Source organism: Thalassospira sp. MIT1004, from assembly GCF_001858545.1.
GTDB lineage: Bacteria > Pseudomonadota > Alphaproteobacteria > Rhodospirillales > Thalassospiraceae > Thalassospira > Thalassospira xiamenensis.
Map to the genome: position 1 here is coordinate 122,691 of NZ_MCAO01000011.1, position 15,293 is coordinate 137,983.

Genomic DNA, 15,293 nt, shown 5'->3' on the forward strand with positions numbered 1-15,293 from the left:
TAATCTCTAATATCCAGACTTTAATTCAATATGCTTTTCTTTTACTGCTTCCACAACAATCTCATGAGGCCGCATAAATACCCGACACAGCAAACTATTCCACTTATTTACATCAGACGGATTACCTATCTTTTCCAATACTTTCTTTTGAATTAACTCGTAAATCCTCTTAAATGATTTATTATCCATATAAATATCTCGAGGAGTAAAAATACTATATCCATCAATATGATATTTTCTGATCGAGAAACCTGCATCTACGAACATGTCGCGCAACAATTTTTTATTAAAGTTTCTCAAATGGACATACTCATATTTACATCCCATTTTCGGAGAATACTTTAATAAAGACTCCCGGTAAGGCACTCGAATATACGCCCTACCTCTTACTTTCAATGACCGATTAACACTAATAAGATAGGATCCAACATTCAAGACATGTTCCATTACATCGGTACTGGTAACAATATCAAACTCGTTAAGATACGGTAGGTTTTCTGCGTTAGCGAGAACCGGTTGAATCGATCTTTTATTCTCCATTCTCTTAAGATATGGAAGGGAGATATCAACAGCAACTACAGATTCAGCTCCTGCAGAGACAAGAGCTTTAGCAAGAACACCTTGACCAACCCCCAGCTCACAAACACGAGAACCTGTAACGTTGCCAATATACTTTAGCATATTGTTTGCTTGGTGGCCGATATACGTCCGATCCAAAATGGATTCAGACAAGTCATCTTCAGCAATTTCATCGTAGTTCGTCAGGTACTCTTTGAATGCCCGACTCTCGCGATCCGACTGGCTTAGCATTTCGACAACGCCACCAACTCGTCCCGAGCCCCAACCACAAGACGCACACTCATGTCCTGCGTCTTCTCGTGCGCGGGTTACATTGTAACAATTCGGACAAGAATTCATTCTTAACCCCTAAAACCTATTTGTATTAGTTTTGACTATCCATCCATTGCCCAGTCAAAACTATCTTCGATTTATCGCGCATAGATGACTTAACACTCACACATTGTGCTCGCGAAAGAATGTCATATCGCAGAGCGCTTTCTGGACATGCGAGGTCAAAATTCTTATACAATCCACAAGACAGGAAGTAACGTCCCTCCCCAATCGGATTTGTATCAAGCCAAAATTCGACTTTCTTAATGCTACCGCTAGATAACTGATAGTCTTGCTCCGGCTGCACAACTTGACACACCAAGTTACCGACATCATCGTACAAAACAAACAGACAAGAACAGCCGTGAGACCGATCATCTTCACAACAAACTTCAGCAACTAGCCTGACGGGTTCCCCAGTAGAAAAATGATCGATAACCAGACCGTCAGAATTGGTAATATAAGAGCTGTCAATTCTCAACGGCCCTTCACCCCCCCATCTCGAACCGCCAGCCGATGATTTGGGCGACTGCTCATTCGTCGACAAGGATGCATTCTTTTCAGCATCCTTGTTCATCCTCATGATGCGCTCTTCATACTGGTTCACCACAGTGAGCGGGTCACCGGAGGTCAGTATCTGGCCGTTATCGATCCACAGAGCTTTATTCGCGAACTGGAGAATTTGGCTCATGGAGTGTGAAACGATCAGCAAAGTTGCCCCTGAGTCCGTAAGCCGCCGAACTCGTTCTGCTGAGCGAGATGCAAAGTAGGCGTCTCCAGCTCCAAGCACTTCATCAATTATGACAATATCTGGTTTAATCGCAGTTGAAACCGCAAACTGCAGCCGGGCCCTCATACCGAGAGAATATGATTTCATCGGTTGGTTCAAAAAATCGCCAAGCTCACAAAAACTGACGATATCATCAATAGCAGCATCTAGCTCTGATGCAGGCAAACCACTATAGGCCAGCGCTGAACGAATGTTCTCCAGCCCAGTAAATTCCCCATGAAAACCTAAGCCAGTCTGCATCAAGGCCTGAACGTTACCGTTAACCTCAATTTTGCCGGTGGTCGGCGCAAAGTTACCGGTAATCAGCTTCAAGAGTGTTGTTTTACCAGCGCCGTTTCGGCCAATAATACCAACTCTCTCACCTTTCTTGATGTCCAAATTAATGCCATTCAGAGCACTGAATGTCTTATAATTCAATCGCCGCCAAAAGCGCAACCAAGATACGCCCAAGACGTCCAGCGCCTGATCAGAAAAGCTATCATAAAGCTTATACTCCTTCTTCACATCACTCAGACGAATGGCAATATCACTACCAACCAAGGAGCTAGAGCGCTTTGCCCCTCCTGCTTCCACTGAAGCTTTAATTGAATTATGCATAGTCGAAAAACACCGTCTTTGCGCGGGAGAACACATACGCACCAAGAACAAAACTGCCGATGCCAAACACACTAATGCCCAGTAAAATTGGCCATGGCGGCAACATGCCGAGCACAATCAAACTTTGGAAAGAGATCACAAAATACGCCAGCGGATTGAAGTATATAAGAACAGCAAGGGAACTCGGCAGCATATCGGGCGTATAGGCAATCGGACTGGCCACTAACAGGAGAATGGTGACATAGGTCAATATTTGCTGAATGTCTTTCAGAACCAAATTCGCAAGTGACAGTATCCACGCTATGCCCGTAAGAAACATTGCCAACAAGGCCATAACAACGGGTACGAGTAACCAGGTCCAGAACAACTGCCCGAGGAAAACCGTTGCAACAGCGATTATACCAATACCAATCGCCAAGGTTACCAGTGACACAACAACTTCACGCAGCGGCACTAATTCGGCCGGGTAAACTGTATTCAGTAGAATATCCTTGTCTGCAGACAAGGAAGTTGTCGCCAACATCAACCCCTGACTAAAGTTAATCAGCGGTACCAGTCCCGAAAAAATATACAGGACATACAAACCCGGCTCCATATCGGGCGGACGGACGCGAAAGACAACCAAGTATATTGCGGCATAAAGAGAAAGTAGCAACAACGGGCCCAAGACAATCCAAACAAGCCCAAGCACAGAGCCGGCGTAACGCTGGCGCAATGACGTATTTACGGCAGCAAATAGCAAGTGGCGCCGCGACCATATCAAGGTAATCGGAGAGAAAATAAAAGTCGGCTCTTCACGCATTTTTTTGCCAATAGCTTCAGAGTAGAAGAAATTGATTTTCACCCAAGGGTAAACAACAATTTTGCTAGTTTAGGCTTGCTATAACAACGTCGGTGATCCGCTGCAGCTGTTGCTCATCAAGGCCAGGGTGCATCGGAATACTTATCACTTTTCGCGCAAGATTTTCTGAGACATTCATGCCATCCCCCAAATTCGGGAACGACTTGTATGCTGTCTGCATATGCATCGGCACAGGATAATAAATTGCCGTTGCAATACCATGCTCCCGACACGCATTTTCGATCAACGACCTGTCCTCTGCCACAATTGTGAACTGGGCCCAGACAGATTTATACCCTTGCGGTACCTTTTGGCACGATACGTAAGGAGACAGCGTTTCTGTGTAAAATGCCGCGACTTCATTTCTTATTGCTATTTCACTTTCAAAAATCGAAAGTTTTTCTAACAATATCGCCGCCTGTATCGTATCCAGCCTGCTGTTCAATCCAATTCTTACGTTATCGTATTTGTCTTGCCCCTTGCCGTGAAACCTCAAAGAACGCAGCTCTTCGGCTTTTTGAGGTTCATCAGTGAAAATTGCTCCTCCGTCGCCATAGCATCCCAGTGGTTTCGCTGGAAAGAAGCTCGTGGTTGTATAATCCGCCAACACACCGGTGCGACACCCATCAATCTCCGCCCCAAAGCTTTGAGCCGCGTCTGCAATCAGGACCATGCCTTCTCTGGTCGCTATTTCGCGCAAGGCATGATAATTCGCCGGCAATCCAAAGATATCAACAGCCACAATTATCCTCGGCCGCAACCCAAGTGCCTTCGCCTTTTCGATACCTGCTTCGAGACTTGCCGGATCAATGTTGAATGTGCGCGAATCAACATCAACCAATATAGGCGTAGCCCCAGTGCCAGGGACAATTTCAGCCGTCGCAACGAAGGTAAAAGACGGTGCGAATACGGCATCTCCGTGACCAACACCTTCGGCCATCATCACAAGCGACAATGCATCAGTACCATTTGCACAAGTTACAACGTGTTTTGCACCAGTGAACTCTGCAAGTTTCTCTTCGAGCTCCGCAACCTCGGGACCCAGGATGTACTTTCCATGATCAAGAACCCTGGCCACAGCTGCATCAATCCGGTCACGAATACGTTCCTGCTGCGCCGCAAGGTCAATGAGCGCAATCTGTTTAGTCACTTGTTACTTCCTCCAAGAGGCCCTCAGCCACTTCCCGATATTTTCTGCCCTCACGCGGGCATACCAGATCCTCTCCCAGCATTTCACCTGCATGACTTGCCCACCCGATACGTCTTGCCGGAACACCTGCCATTACTGCGAACTTGGGAACATCTCGTGTTACAACGGCCCCGGCACCGATAAAGGCGTACTCATTTATCGTCACACCGCAAACAATCGTGCAATTCGCACCAAGAGATGCACCTCGCTTGACCAGTGTACTCTTGTATTCATCCTTTTTTTCAACCCCGGCACGCGGATTGATTACATTGGTGAACACCATACTTGGACCGCAGAAAACTTCGTCTTCCAACGTTACGTTGTCATAGATCGAGACATTGTTCTGGACCTTCACCCGGTCCCCAAGAACGACCTTGTTCCCGACAAAAACGTTTTGCCCCAAGGAACACCCGGCACCTATGCGCGCACCACCGCACACATGAACCCAATGCCAAATACGACAGTCTTCCTTGATTAACGCGCCCTCATCCACGATCGCTGTCTCATGGATAAAGGTTGATGCACCAATGGTTGTCATAGTTTCACGTTCATGCAGAAAGGATGGAAATCACCAGAAAGCGAGGCCGGTGTCATCTTGCGAATGTCATAAACTGTTTCGATGCAAGCTCGGGCATCTTCAATACCAAACCCGCCACCTGCAAGAATGTCACGATAACTGTCTGTATGCAATTCGGTGAAGCCATCCGAGAATTCAAGCTCTTCGTCTTCAATGAGAATGGAGCGATAGGTTCTCTTACCCGCTGACTTTGCGTCTGCCGGGAGATATTCCGGGTTGATCGACAAGAACCAGCGCACACGAGCATGATCATATTCCAGATAACCAGATGCAACATCAGCCTCATGCAGGTGTACGACATTGTTTCGAACATCACCAAACACCCACCCGAGCATATCAAAGAAATGAACACCAATATTCGAAGCGATACCGCCGGACTTTTTGACATCGCCCTTCCAGCTTACACCATACCAGTGCCCACGGGACGTCAGATATGTCAGATCAACATCAAAGACCTTGTCTTTCGGTGCATTGGCAACCTTGTCACGCAATGCCTTGATTGCCGGATGCAGACGAAGTTGCAGAATGTTGTATATTTTTGCGTCACCCTCGCGCTCGATTTCCGACAGTGCATCTATGTTCCAAGGTGTTAGCACCAAGGGCTTTTCACAAATCGCGTGCGCCTGATTACGGAGTGCGTGACGGATATGAGCATCATGCAGATAGTTTGGAGAGCAAATACTGAAATAATCAACTCCTGTGCCCTGACGTCGCAACAGGTCTATGTGCCGGTCAAAACGCTCGAATTCCACAAAGAAATCCGCATCCGGAAAATGACTGTCAATGACGCCCACTGAATCATTGGGATCAAATGCTGCAACCAGGCTGTTCCCAGTATCCTTGATCGCTTTCATGTGGCGTGGAGCTATATACCCAGCGGCACCAACCAATGCAAAGTTCGTCATTTTTGTCCTTCATTCTCTCATATCAAGCAAGGCTCAGGGCAGACACTTCTGCACAAAAACCCCACATTACACAATAGTATTTTCTCGTCAGAGGGTACTCAACCAGAACAAAGCGAAACGGGAGAAAACACCCCACTCAAAAGCATAGGTCATCGCTTCAAGTTCTTTAACTTACATGCTTAGAAGCACTGACCCTCCCCCCATATCAGTCTCACTCATAGGGTGAGTGCTTGGTTTGATTTAAGTGCCATACCCTGAAGGGACCGCAAGGGGCCTTGGGCTCGTTGCGGCCCCTCTTACAGGGCCGTTGAATGCCTGCGCAAACTGAGCCGGTGTTTGATAGTTGAGCAAGGAGTGGGGCCGGATGGTGTTATAGTGTTTCCATCAGGCCTCAATGATCTTGCGGGCTCCGTGGATGCTTGCAAACCAGTTCTCATTTAGGCATTCTGTGTCGGTTTGCTAGGGTGGATAAACCGTAGCTTCACCCCGGTTTTGTACGACCATTCAAACATCGCCCGGGAAGTCAGTTTAGGGCCGTTGTCATGAACCAGTTCGTCCGGATAGCCATGGATAATGGCCAGTTGATCAAGATATCGGGTGAGCCACTTGCCAGATATCGAGACGTCAACAATTTGGCCTAGACAGCCCCGCGTACAATCATCGACGATATTCAAGACCCGGAACCGACGTCCGTTCCACAGGCCATCCGAAACGAAGTCCAAAGACCAACGTTGGTTGCGGCGAACGGCTGCCTTGAGAAGAATGCGATCCCGATGCGCCAGCCGTTTGCGTTTGCGGCGACACACCTGAAGGCCTTCTTCACAATACAGGCGATAGATTCGCTTGGCATTGACCACGAGACCTTGCCTTGCGCAGAAAGACATGCAGGCGCAAATAGCCATAGCGGCGATACTGACCTGCCAACACCTTGAGGCGTGACCGTGCCGGCGCATCATCCTCTCTTCTGGAAGCATAATGCAAAACCGCGCGGCTGATCCCGACAAGCCCGCAGGCGCGGCGTTCGGTAAACTGGTGCTCTGCTGTCAGGTGAGCAACCGCCAAACGCCGCGACGCAGGCTTTAAAAGCTTTTTGCCAAAAGATATTTCAGAGCGGCGTTGTCGAGCATCGATTCCGCATACAGCTTTTTCAGTCTGGCGTTCTCTGCCTCAAGTTCACGAAGCCGCCTGGCATCGGATATCTCCATCCCGCCAAACTTCGACTTCCAACGGCAAAAGGTATGCTTGGCAATACCATGACGGCGGATGATATCCTTCACCGCAAATCCCGCTTCCTGTTCCTTCAAAACCCCGATGATCTGTTCTTGCGAAAAGCGCTTCTTCATCTCGAGTTCTCCTTTGCCTTAGTTTGGAAAACTCACTCCAAAAATGCGACTGTTTTCGGAGAGAAGGTCAGCACTACTGCCATTGAGCAAGAGCACTTGCCTTAACAGCGATATTAACTGAAGCAGCAAAAACCTGGGAGAAAAAACGAAGGAGAGAACCGGCCCAAAGCCGTTTGAACCTAAAGAAGTCCGCACCCTCTATTTGAGGGTTACTCATTTAGTAGGCAAACAAAACTGCGCTAGAGGGAACTCTTAGATGCAAGCTCAAAAACCGCCAAAGTCTCCTCACTCACATGATGCTCGATCCCCTCGGCATCAAATTCCGCGATAGCAGGGTCGACGCCCAATGCGATCAGGAAATTATAGACGATCTCGTGGCGCTTGCGGCATTTCTCGGCAAGCTCCTTACCCTGATCGGTCAGAAAAATCGAGCGATATGGGCGTGATGTGACAAAGCCGTCACGCTCCAGGCGCTTGATCGTATTGTTGACCGTCGCCGCCGTCACGCCAAAGCGTTCGGCAAGGGCGACGGATCGCGCCTCGCCTTCTTCCTGGATCAGGTCGGCGATCATTTCGACGTAATCCTCGGTTACCTCGCGGGCATGGGCGTCGCGCAATTGCGCAAAAACTTCGGCCTTGTTGTGTCGCGGATGACGCGCATTCGGATCGCCCATTCACAGCTCCTTTGAAATCCCCAAGGTCTTCATATCAACATAGTGTGCAAAAATCAATTTAGCCTTGACTAACTTTAAAAGTCCGCACATAAATAGGGGATATTGGCAGACTGATTTTAACTTGCATCACAGGACCGCCTCACATGTCGCTTCGCCGCATCGCCCGGAATTTAGGTTTTGCCCTTGCTGCCGTCTGCGGCTTTGTTGCCGTTTCGGTGACAGCTGCCTCTGCCAAGCCGATTGATGTTGTCGCCACGACATCCATGATCGCCGACGCGGCGCGTCAGGTTGCAGGCGACCGCGCAAAGGTCACCGCCCTGATGGGCCCCGGGGTTGATCCGCATTCCTATCGCCAGACACGCAGCGACATTGCCGCCATGGCGCGCGCCGATCTGGTTTTGTGGCATGGCCTGTATCTTGAGGCACAGCTTGAGGAATTCTTCCTTGATCTGGAAAAGCGCCGCAATGTCATTGCCGTCGGCGAAGCAATCGACACGTCAAAGCTTCTGAGCCATGCGCAATATAAAGGCCGCTATGACCCGCATGTCTGGATGGACCCGCAATTGTGGGAAACCGTGGTGCTGGCGGTTCGTGATGCGCTGATCAAGACCGATCCCGAGGGCGAGGCCACCTATCGCGCCAATGCCGACAAGCATATTGCCGATATCGAAAAGCTGATTACCTACATGCAATTGGTCACCAAAACAGTGCCGGAAAAAAGCCGTGTGCTGTTGACCGCGCATGACGCGTTCAGCTATTTCGGGCGCGGCTATGATTTCGAGGTTCTGGGCATTCAGGGCATTTCAACAGAATCCGAAGCCGGCCTTCGTCGGGTCGAGGAACTGGTCGACACCATTGTTGATCGCAAGATCGCCGCGGTCTTTGTTGAAAGTTCCGTGCCGGAGCGTAATGTGCGCGCCCTGATCGAGGGTGCTGCCGCGCGCGGCCAGAAAGTTGAAATCGGCGGCACGCTGTTTTCCGATGCCATGGGAGAGCCAGGCACCTATGAAGGCACCTATATCGGCATGATCGACCATAACGCGACCCTGATCACCCGTGCGCTTGGCGGCGATGCCCCGGCCACCGGGATGCAGGGCAAACTGGCCGCCGGCTCCTGAGCCGCGCCACCGAAGGAACTGTCATGAGCAACGCAGAACTGATTGCAGAAGCCGGAAAGATCGTTGATGTCGCGGGCAAGGATGCGCCGCTGACGGTGCGTGGCCTTACGGTATCCTATGGCAACAAACCGGCGGTCTTTTCTGTCGATGCCTCTATCCCGGCGGGCTCCATGACCGCAATCATCGGGCCGAACGGGGCGGGCAAATCGACCTTCCTGAAAGGGACACTTGGCGTGATCCCCCGGCTGTCTGGCGAAATACGCATTTTCGGCAAACCGTTTCACGAGGCACGCGACCGGGTGGCCTATGTTCCGCAACGCGCCAGTGTTGACTGGGATTTCCCCGCACGCGTTATCGATGTCGTCCTGATGGGGCTTTATGGCTCGGTCGGGCTGTTTCGTTTCTGGCGGGCGCGCCACCGCCAACAGGCCATGGAATGCCTTGAACGCGTCGGCATGGCCGACTTCGCCACCCGTCAGATCGGGCAGCTTTCCGGCGGTCAGCAGCAACGCGTATTCCTTGCACGCGCATTGGCGCAAAATGCCGAATTTTACCTGCTCGACGAACCCTTTGCCGGGGTCGATGCCGCAACCGAACGGGCCATTGTCGCCGTCCTTAAGGACCTTAAGTCCGAAGGCCGGACAGTTGTTTGCGTGCATCATGACCTATCCACGGTTGCCGAGTATTTTGACCGCGTGCTTCTGATCAATGTGCGCCGCATTGCCGAAGGCCCGGTCGATACCACCTTTACCGCCGCCAATTTGCAGGAAACCTATGGCGGGCGACTGGCGACCACGCATATCGATGAATTGCGTCTTGCCTGATCAAATGCCCGTCTTGGCAAAGCCATCGGAACCACTCAGATGAGTTTTCTTGATTACTTCATAAGCGCCCTTTTCCTTCAGGCCGGATATAACAGCGCCCTTGTCGCGGTTGGGGCCGGGTTGCTGGGCCTTGCCGGGGGTGGTGCCGGTGCGTTTATTTTCCTGCGCAAACGAGCCCTTGTTTCCGATGCGATCAGTCACGCCACCCTGCCCGGTGTTGGTATTGCTTTCATCTTGATGGTTGCCTTTGGCGGGGATGGCCGCTGGTTACCCGGATTGATCATCGGATCGGCCATTTCATCGGGCATCGGGCTTTTGATGGTCGAATGGATCACACGCCAGACCCGCCTGACCGAGGATGCCGCAATCGGGGCGGTTCTGTCGGTTTTCTTTGGGCTTGGCATCGTTTTGCTGACGATTATTCAAACCATGTCGTCAGGCCGTCAGGCCGGGCTTGAAAACTTCCTGCTGGGATCGACCGCTGGCATGCTGATCAGCGAGGCAACCACAATTGCGATTGCCGGTGCCCTTGCCACCGCCTTTGTTTTCATGCTGCGCCGTCCGATGACGCTAGTGGCGTTTGATCCGGAATATGCCGCAACAACCGGTATCAATGTCCGTCATATTGATCTGGCCATGATGGGGCTGGCGCTGATTGTTACCGTGATCGGGCTCAAGATCGTCGGTCTGATCCTGATTGTTGCCCTGCTGATCATTCCGCCGGTTACCGCCCGGTTCTGGACCAATCAGGTCGGACCGATGATCGGTATTGCCGCCGCCATTGGCGGACTTGCCGGTTATATCGGGGCGGTGTTTTCGGCCGCCGCCGCCTCGCTCCCGACCGGGCCGATCATTGTTCTGGTGGCGTTCGGGTTCTTTGTCTTTTCCGCATTGTTTTCACCGCTTCGTGGCGGTCTGGCATCGGCCCTGCGTCATTGGCGTTTCCAGCGCCGCGTGCATCGCCGTCAGGGGCTTTTGGCACTGGCGCGACGCGAACCGATCTATGATGGATTTACCCTTCGCATCCTGCGTCAGTCCGGCATGATACGGCCTGACGGGGTGGCAACCCTGCGTGGTAAAACCGCATCGCAAAAGGCCGCCCATGACGAAGCAAGATGGGCGATGGCGCGGCGCATCCTGCCCGATGATTCAGCGATTGAACGCTATGACGGTCTGACCCCGATCGAGGATATGATGACACAGGATCAGATCGACGAAATCGACCGCGTGATTGCCGAACAGACCGGATCCCCCGCATGATCGACAATCTGATCACCGCCCTGGGTGCTGAATTTGTGCAACTCAGCCTGACACCAATCGTGATCGGTATTCTGGGTGCGGTTGCCTGTGCCCTGCCCGGGAATTTCCTTTTGCTGCGTCGCCAGGCCCTGATCGGAGATGCGATCAGTCATGTCGTCCTACCCGGTATTGTCGTGGCATTTCTGGTAACCGGCACCATCACGGCCGTACCGATGATGATCGGTGCGGGCTGTGCCGCCATTGTTGCCGTCATCGTGATCGAGCTTGTCAAACGGCTTGGCCGGGTTGAGCCGGGGGCCGCGATGGGGCTTGTTTTTACAACCCTTTTTGCCGCCGGTGTGCTGCTGCTTGAAATCACAGACACCAGTTCGGTGCACATCGATGTGCAACATGCGTTGCTGGGCAATCTTGAAAGCCTGATCTGGTTTGATGCCGAAGGATGGCAATCGTTGCTTGACCCGGCGGCCCTGGCAACCCTTCCGCCCCAGTTACCGCGACTGGCGGTCGTTCTTTTGGGGATCGTGCTGTTCATCACGCTATTCTGGAAAGAATTGAAAATATCGACCTTTGATGCCGCCTTTGCCGAGGCGATTGGCATTCGAACCCGTGTACTGGGATTTGCGCTGGTTGTCGCCACCGCAATTGCCGCAGTTGCCGCCTTTGATGCGGTCGGATCGATCATTGTGATTGCGATGTTTGTCTGCCCGCCTGCCGCAGCCCGCCTGATGACCAACCAGCTTGGCTGGCAGATCGGATGGAGCGTTGTGTTTGCCGTAATTTCGGCAGTTCTGGGTTATGTTTTTGCCGGATACGGGCCGGGCTGGTTCGGGTCGCCCTATGCGGTCAGTGCGGCCGGCATGATCGCCACGATTTCCGGTATTATCCTGTTGCTGGCCTGTCTGTTCGGACCGCAACGCAAACGTACCGGCCAGCGCGCCGAAGCGTAAAGGAGGCTTGCATGACAATGACAAAACTGACCGGATCAACACTTGATCTTAAACGGGCATCGCGCCGATTGGCAAAAATCCGCCGCGCGATTGCCGCCGCCCGCAAGCTGGGTGCCTGAAACCGGCATCAGTTTGATCTCGCCCTGAGCCTTCCAGAACGGCATACTGGGAGCATGGTGAAATCTGTATTCTATCGCTATCTGTCGACTGCCTGTTTTAGCTGTCTGCTGTCGGGCATGGCGGGTGGCGTGGCATTACCTGCAAAAGCACAGGAATTCAGAACCCTTGCAGACATCGAACGTGACCTGAACCGTTATGAAAAGGTTGCACTGCACAGTTTCGCCGACCGTGCTTCCTTTCTGTCGATCATTGATCGGACGCTTGGCCTTGATAACATAAAAGGTGTGGATCTGCTGTTTGCCAAACTGCCGCAGTCGCCCTTTACCGTATCGGGACGCCGCGGCAACAATCAGGCAGTACCGTGCCAGATTTTCATTCCGGCAAAAATCGCACCGGGTAGCGGGACTGAAATTTTCGCCGACCTGATGCGCGGCTGGTTTGGCAATCAGCTTCACTATTCCAGCAGTGCCGATCTGACCTATGGCTGGTTGATGCGCCACGAAGTGCGCCATTGCGATCCGTCACATTTCGGCGATGGCGGCACCAAGGAACGCGATAACGAAATCGAAGCCGATCTTTTCGCGCTGAACGTCATCACCGATCCGGTTGTTCGTAAAAAGCTGGCGCAGGATGCGCTGGCATTTCGCATGATCACCGCGACCCTGTTTGCCAGCAGCAGCCATATGACCGGCCTGTCACTGAAACGTGCATTGCATGACACACAATCAGGAAACGATCCGACGGCTGCCGACGAAATGGCGGCCTTTCTTGCGGCGCGACAACAAGTCTTCGATCACGCCAAAGCCATCACCACAGGCCCCCGTCCGACCAATCACGATATCATTCGCGCCGTGATCGAACTGGCAGGCACGCAACAAGGCAATCTGCTGGTTGCGGAAATTCTGGTCGACCTTGATCAGGCCATCGCCCATTTCGCCCCCGAACTGCACGACCGAAGCAAATCAGTCCAATAGCACCTGAACAAAAATCAGGCCGTCTTGCGCCAGAAGGTCATGGCGAGACACTGATCACGGTCAAGGCCGACTTCCTTCCGCCATATCTGATGAATGGATTTATAGCTGGCCTGCTCGACCCCGGCCCAGCAATAGACACGCGCCCGATCCTTGGGCACTTCGATACGGCTGACCGCCTCGCGGATCGGACTGGTATCGGTTGCGGGATGGGTATCACGACACACCCATTCAATCGCGATCCGGCTTTTGGTGGCCAGATCGATGATGTCAGCCGAACTTTGTATCTCGATCAATGCATGTCCGCTGGCATGTTCGGGCAGTTCTTCAAGATAACGGCCAATCGCCGGAAGGGCGGTTTCGTCACCTGCAAACAGGAACCAGTCGGCATCGGGCAGTTCCCCACCCAGCGGCCCGGTCATGCCGATCCGGTCCCCCGGTTGCGCATGAAGCGCAAAGGCAGACCCGGGGCCGTTATCGCCATGCATGACAAAGTCCACCTCGATCCAGCCTGCCTTGGCATCGATCCGGCGGATGGTGTAAACCCTTGGCGCAACCGCATTTTCACCCTCGGGCCAGACCACCATACCATTGGGGGCCAATGTCGGCCATTGCGGTTCGCCAACATCACGTGGCGGGATCAGAAGGCGCATGTGAATGCCATCGCCATCGTAAAATTCCAGATCATCCCCCGCCAGCCGCAACCGGCGCATATGAGATGACAGGTCCGTCACACCAATCACACGAAGTTCCCGGAAGTTCGGCAGCTTGCCGTTGCTTTCCCCCGCCCCCTTCCAGCGGCAGTCAAGATCGGCTTCGGGTACGATGCTTTGCAGGATGGCAATAAGTGCGGCCTTCATCTGTGCAACACCGGCCTCGCTTTTTGAGCCGACTTCGATATCAAGGTGCTTTTCACCGGGCTGCAAAGTCAGATGCCCGACCGAAAGTGAAATCTTCGCACCGTTGTCATCGTTCGTCACATCGCAATCATGTTCGGCATAATAAGCTGCAACCGCGTTTGCGACATCGGCACTTGCGCTCAGAACGATGCGGGTTTTGGCAATCAGCGGGCTGTCAGACTTTACAGGCATCAGATGACTTTCGGTGGCGGTTGGGGGCAACGATTGACCGTGCATCATTGATAATAAAACTGATAGGCATTCTCAATAAAATTATTGTCATTGCAATCGTCGGGTCATGTTACATCATGGCCCGACCCGCACCGGTCGGATGCGTGCACCAATGCATGAATGACCGGAAGTCCATGATCCATAAAGACGAAACAATGCCATGACCGATAAAATCCGCCGCCTGAAGTCCTTTGAATTCGCCACTGCCGTTGATTGGGCCGCACAGGAAGGCTGGAATCCGGGTTTTTCGGACGCGGATGCGTTTTTCAATACCGATCCGCTGGGCTTCTGGGGGACGTTTGACAAACAGGGGCTGGCCGCCGTGATTTCAGCCGTGCATTACAATTCGGATTACGGATTTGTCGGCTTTTACATCTGCCGCCCTGATCGTCGCGGCGAAGGCCTTGGTTTGCGGCTTTGGGAAACCGTGCTGGGCGAGGCGGTTGCCAAAACAATCGGTCTTGATGGCGTTGTCGATCAGCAGGAAAACTATCGTAAATCTGGCTTTGAGTTGGCCCATCGCAACCTGCGCTTTGGCGGCGTGGTTACGGCACAAAACCCGCAAAACGACGACCTGTTCGAACTTCTGATCAATGATATCGCCATCATTGATGCCTTCGAACAGACCTGCAAACTGTTCCCGGAAAGCCGGATCGAGTTTCTGCGCGGCTGGATTTCTGCGGAAAAGCACACCGCACTGGCTCTTCGCGGCCCGATGGGATTGCGCGGCTATGGCGTGATCCGGCCGTGCCGCACCGGGCATAAGGTCGGGCCGCTTTTTGCCGACAATATCGACGATGCCCGCACCCTGTTCCAAGCCCTGCTTGCCACCCGCAAGGAACAGGATCAGCCGGTCTATCTTGATATCCCCGATGGCAATGAAGCCGCCCGTGCCCTGGTCGAAGAACACGGCATGCAGGCGGAATTTGAAACCGCGCGCATGTATCGCGGCAAAGCCCCAGAACTGAATCTTGAAATGACGTTTGGCATTACATCGTTTGAATTAGGCTGACTATCCTTACCGGTGGGTTGAGCCCCCGACAAAAGTCGACTAACAAACGTATAGTATGTCCTAGACATTCGCGATAAGCATATAAGCGGATCGGGAAGGCACAG

General features: G+C 52.4%; 14 protein-coding genes and 1 pseudogene. 6 read left to right on the plus strand and 9 right to left on the minus strand.

The window, feature by feature from the left end; genetic code table 11:
* Positions 1 to 6: 6 nt before the first annotated feature.
* From BC440_RS05345 to mntR, 8 genes and pseudogenes are all read right to left on the minus strand, one after another.
* Positions 7 to 918, minus strand: a complete 912-nt coding sequence (locus tag BC440_RS05345) for a class I SAM-dependent methyltransferase (protein ID WP_083195715.1) — start codon at positions 916 to 918, stop codon at positions 7 to 9.
* Positions 919 to 943: 25 nt separating this feature from the next.
* On the minus strand, positions 944 to 2,278 hold the full coding sequence (locus BC440_RS05350) for an ABC transporter ATP-binding protein (protein ID WP_065701754.1): 1,335 nt from the start codon (positions 2,276 to 2,278) through the stop codon (positions 944 to 946).
* On the minus strand, positions 2,271 to 3,080 hold the full coding sequence (locus tag BC440_RS05355) for an ABC transporter permease (RefSeq protein WP_139189974.1): 810 nt from the start codon (positions 3,078 to 3,080) through the stop codon (positions 2,271 to 2,273). Before BC440_RS05355 ends, BC440_RS05350 begins: the two co-directional genes overlap by 8 nt.
* 64 nt (positions 3,081 to 3,144) lie before the next feature.
* Positions 3,145 to 4,269: a DegT/DnrJ/EryC1/StrS aminotransferase family protein gene (locus BC440_RS05360; RefSeq protein WP_065701755.1), complete on the minus strand. Its 1,125-nt coding sequence runs from the start codon at positions 4,267 to 4,269 to the stop codon at positions 3,145 to 3,147.
* Positions 4,262 to 4,846: an acyltransferase gene (locus tag BC440_RS05365; RefSeq protein ID WP_065701756.1), complete on the minus strand. Its 585-nt coding sequence runs from the start codon at positions 4,844 to 4,846 to the stop codon at positions 4,262 to 4,264. Before BC440_RS05365 ends, BC440_RS05360 begins: the two co-directional genes overlap by 8 nt.
* Positions 4,843 to 5,790 carry a Gfo/Idh/MocA family oxidoreductase gene (locus BC440_RS05370; protein WP_065701757.1) on the minus strand — a complete coding sequence of 316 codons (948 nt, stop codon included), beginning with the start codon at positions 5,788 to 5,790 and terminating at the stop codon, positions 4,843 to 4,845. The genes BC440_RS05365 and BC440_RS05370 overlap by 4 nt, the downstream gene beginning before the upstream one ends.
* 240 nt (positions 5,791 to 6,030) lie before the next feature.
* Positions 6,031 to 7,133 (minus strand): annotated as a pseudogene (locus tag BC440_RS22595) (IS3 family transposase).
* Between the two features lie 239 nt (positions 7,134 to 7,372).
* Positions 7,373 to 7,807: a manganese-binding transcriptional regulator MntR gene (gene mntR / locus BC440_RS05385; protein WP_065701760.1), complete on the minus strand. Its 435-nt coding sequence runs from the start codon at positions 7,805 to 7,807 to the stop codon at positions 7,373 to 7,375.
* Between the two features lie 143 nt (positions 7,808 to 7,950).
* Here mntR and BC440_RS05390 point away from each other — a divergent pair, with 143 nt between their 5' ends.
* From BC440_RS05390 to BC440_RS05410, 5 genes are all read left to right on the plus strand, one after another.
* Positions 7,951 to 8,925 (plus strand): zinc ABC transporter substrate-binding protein, encoded by a 975-nt coding sequence (locus tag BC440_RS05390; protein WP_065701761.1) that lies wholly within the window; start codon positions 7,951 to 7,953, stop codon positions 8,923 to 8,925.
* Between the two features lie 23 nt (positions 8,926 to 8,948).
* Positions 8,949 to 9,749, plus strand: coding sequence for a metal ABC transporter ATP-binding protein (locus BC440_RS05395; protein ID WP_065701762.1), 801 nt, complete (start codon positions 8,949 to 8,951; stop codon positions 9,747 to 9,749).
* 39 nt (positions 9,750 to 9,788) lie between these two features.
* Positions 9,789 to 11,009, plus strand: coding sequence for a metal ABC transporter permease (locus tag BC440_RS05400; protein ID WP_065701763.1), 1,221 nt, complete (start codon positions 9,789 to 9,791; stop codon positions 11,007 to 11,009).
* The gene (locus BC440_RS05405) at positions 11,006 to 11,956 is read left to right on the plus strand and encodes a metal ABC transporter permease (RefSeq protein ID WP_065701764.1); all 951 of its coding nucleotides are present in this window, start codon (positions 11,006 to 11,008) and stop codon (positions 11,954 to 11,956) included. The genes BC440_RS05400 and BC440_RS05405 overlap by 4 nt, the downstream gene beginning before the upstream one ends.
* A 173-nt stretch (positions 11,957 to 12,129) precedes the next feature.
* Complete coding sequence (locus BC440_RS05410; protein ID WP_065701765.1) at positions 12,130 to 13,050, plus strand: hypothetical protein; 921 nt, start codon at positions 12,130 to 12,132, stop codon at positions 13,048 to 13,050.
* Positions 13,051 to 13,064: 14 nt separating this feature from the next.
* Here the strand turns inward: BC440_RS05410 and BC440_RS05415 are convergent, their stop codons facing one another.
* The gene (locus BC440_RS05415; RefSeq protein WP_065702139.1) at positions 13,065 to 14,138 is read right to left on the minus strand and encodes a siderophore-interacting protein; all 1,074 of its coding nucleotides are present in this window, start codon (positions 14,136 to 14,138) and stop codon (positions 13,065 to 13,067) included.
* Between the two features lie 199 nt (positions 14,139 to 14,337).
* On the opposite strand from BC440_RS05415, the gene BC440_RS05420 reads away from it, so the two are divergent.
* Positions 14,338 to 15,189 carry a GNAT family N-acetyltransferase gene (locus BC440_RS05420; protein ID WP_065701766.1) on the plus strand — a complete coding sequence of 284 codons (852 nt, stop codon included), beginning with the start codon at positions 14,338 to 14,340 and terminating at the stop codon, positions 15,187 to 15,189.
* Positions 15,190 to 15,293 lie beyond the last annotated feature (104 nt).

What these genes read in the sequence shown, in the direction of transcription:
- BC440_RS05345 (WP_083195715.1), bottom strand. Translation starts at nt 918, where the DNA reads ATGAATTCTTGTCCGAATTGTTACAATGTAACCCGCGCACGAGAAGAC.
- BC440_RS05350 (WP_065701754.1), bottom strand. Translation starts at nt 2,278, where the DNA reads ATGCATAATTCAATTAAAGCTTCAGTGGAAGCAGGAGGGGCAAAGCGC.
- BC440_RS05355 (WP_139189974.1), bottom strand. Translation starts at nt 3,080, where the DNA reads ATGCGTGAAGAGCCGACTTTTATTTTCTCTCCGATTACCTTGATATGG.
- BC440_RS05365 (WP_065701756.1), bottom strand. Translation starts at nt 4,846, where the DNA reads ATGACAACCATTGGTGCATCAACCTTTATCCATGAGACAGCGATCGTG.
- BC440_RS05370 (WP_065701757.1), bottom strand. Translation starts at nt 5,790, where the DNA reads ATGACGAACTTTGCATTGGTTGGTGCCGCTGGGTATATAGCTCCACGC.
- mntR (WP_065701760.1), bottom strand. Translation starts at nt 7,807, where the DNA reads ATGGGCGATCCGAATGCGCGTCATCCGCGACACAACAAGGCCGAAGTT.
- BC440_RS05390 (WP_065701761.1), top strand. Translation starts at nt 7,951, where the DNA reads ATGTCGCTTCGCCGCATCGCCCGGAATTTAGGTTTTGCCCTTGCTGCC.
- BC440_RS05395 (WP_065701762.1), top strand. Translation starts at nt 8,949, where the DNA reads ATGAGCAACGCAGAACTGATTGCAGAAGCCGGAAAGATCGTTGATGTC.
- BC440_RS05400 (WP_065701763.1), top strand. Translation starts at nt 9,789, where the DNA reads ATGAGTTTTCTTGATTACTTCATAAGCGCCCTTTTCCTTCAGGCCGGA.
- BC440_RS05405 (WP_065701764.1), top strand. Translation starts at nt 11,006, where the DNA reads ATGATCGACAATCTGATCACCGCCCTGGGTGCTGAATTTGTGCAACTC.
- BC440_RS05410 (WP_065701765.1), top strand. Translation starts at nt 12,130, where the DNA reads ATGGTGAAATCTGTATTCTATCGCTATCTGTCGACTGCCTGTTTTAGC.
- BC440_RS05415 (WP_065702139.1), bottom strand. Translation starts at nt 14,138, where the DNA reads ATGCCTGTAAAGTCTGACAGCCCGCTGATTGCCAAAACCCGCATCGTT.
- BC440_RS05420 (WP_065701766.1), top strand. Translation starts at nt 14,338, where the DNA reads ATGACCGATAAAATCCGCCGCCTGAAGTCCTTTGAATTCGCCACTGCC.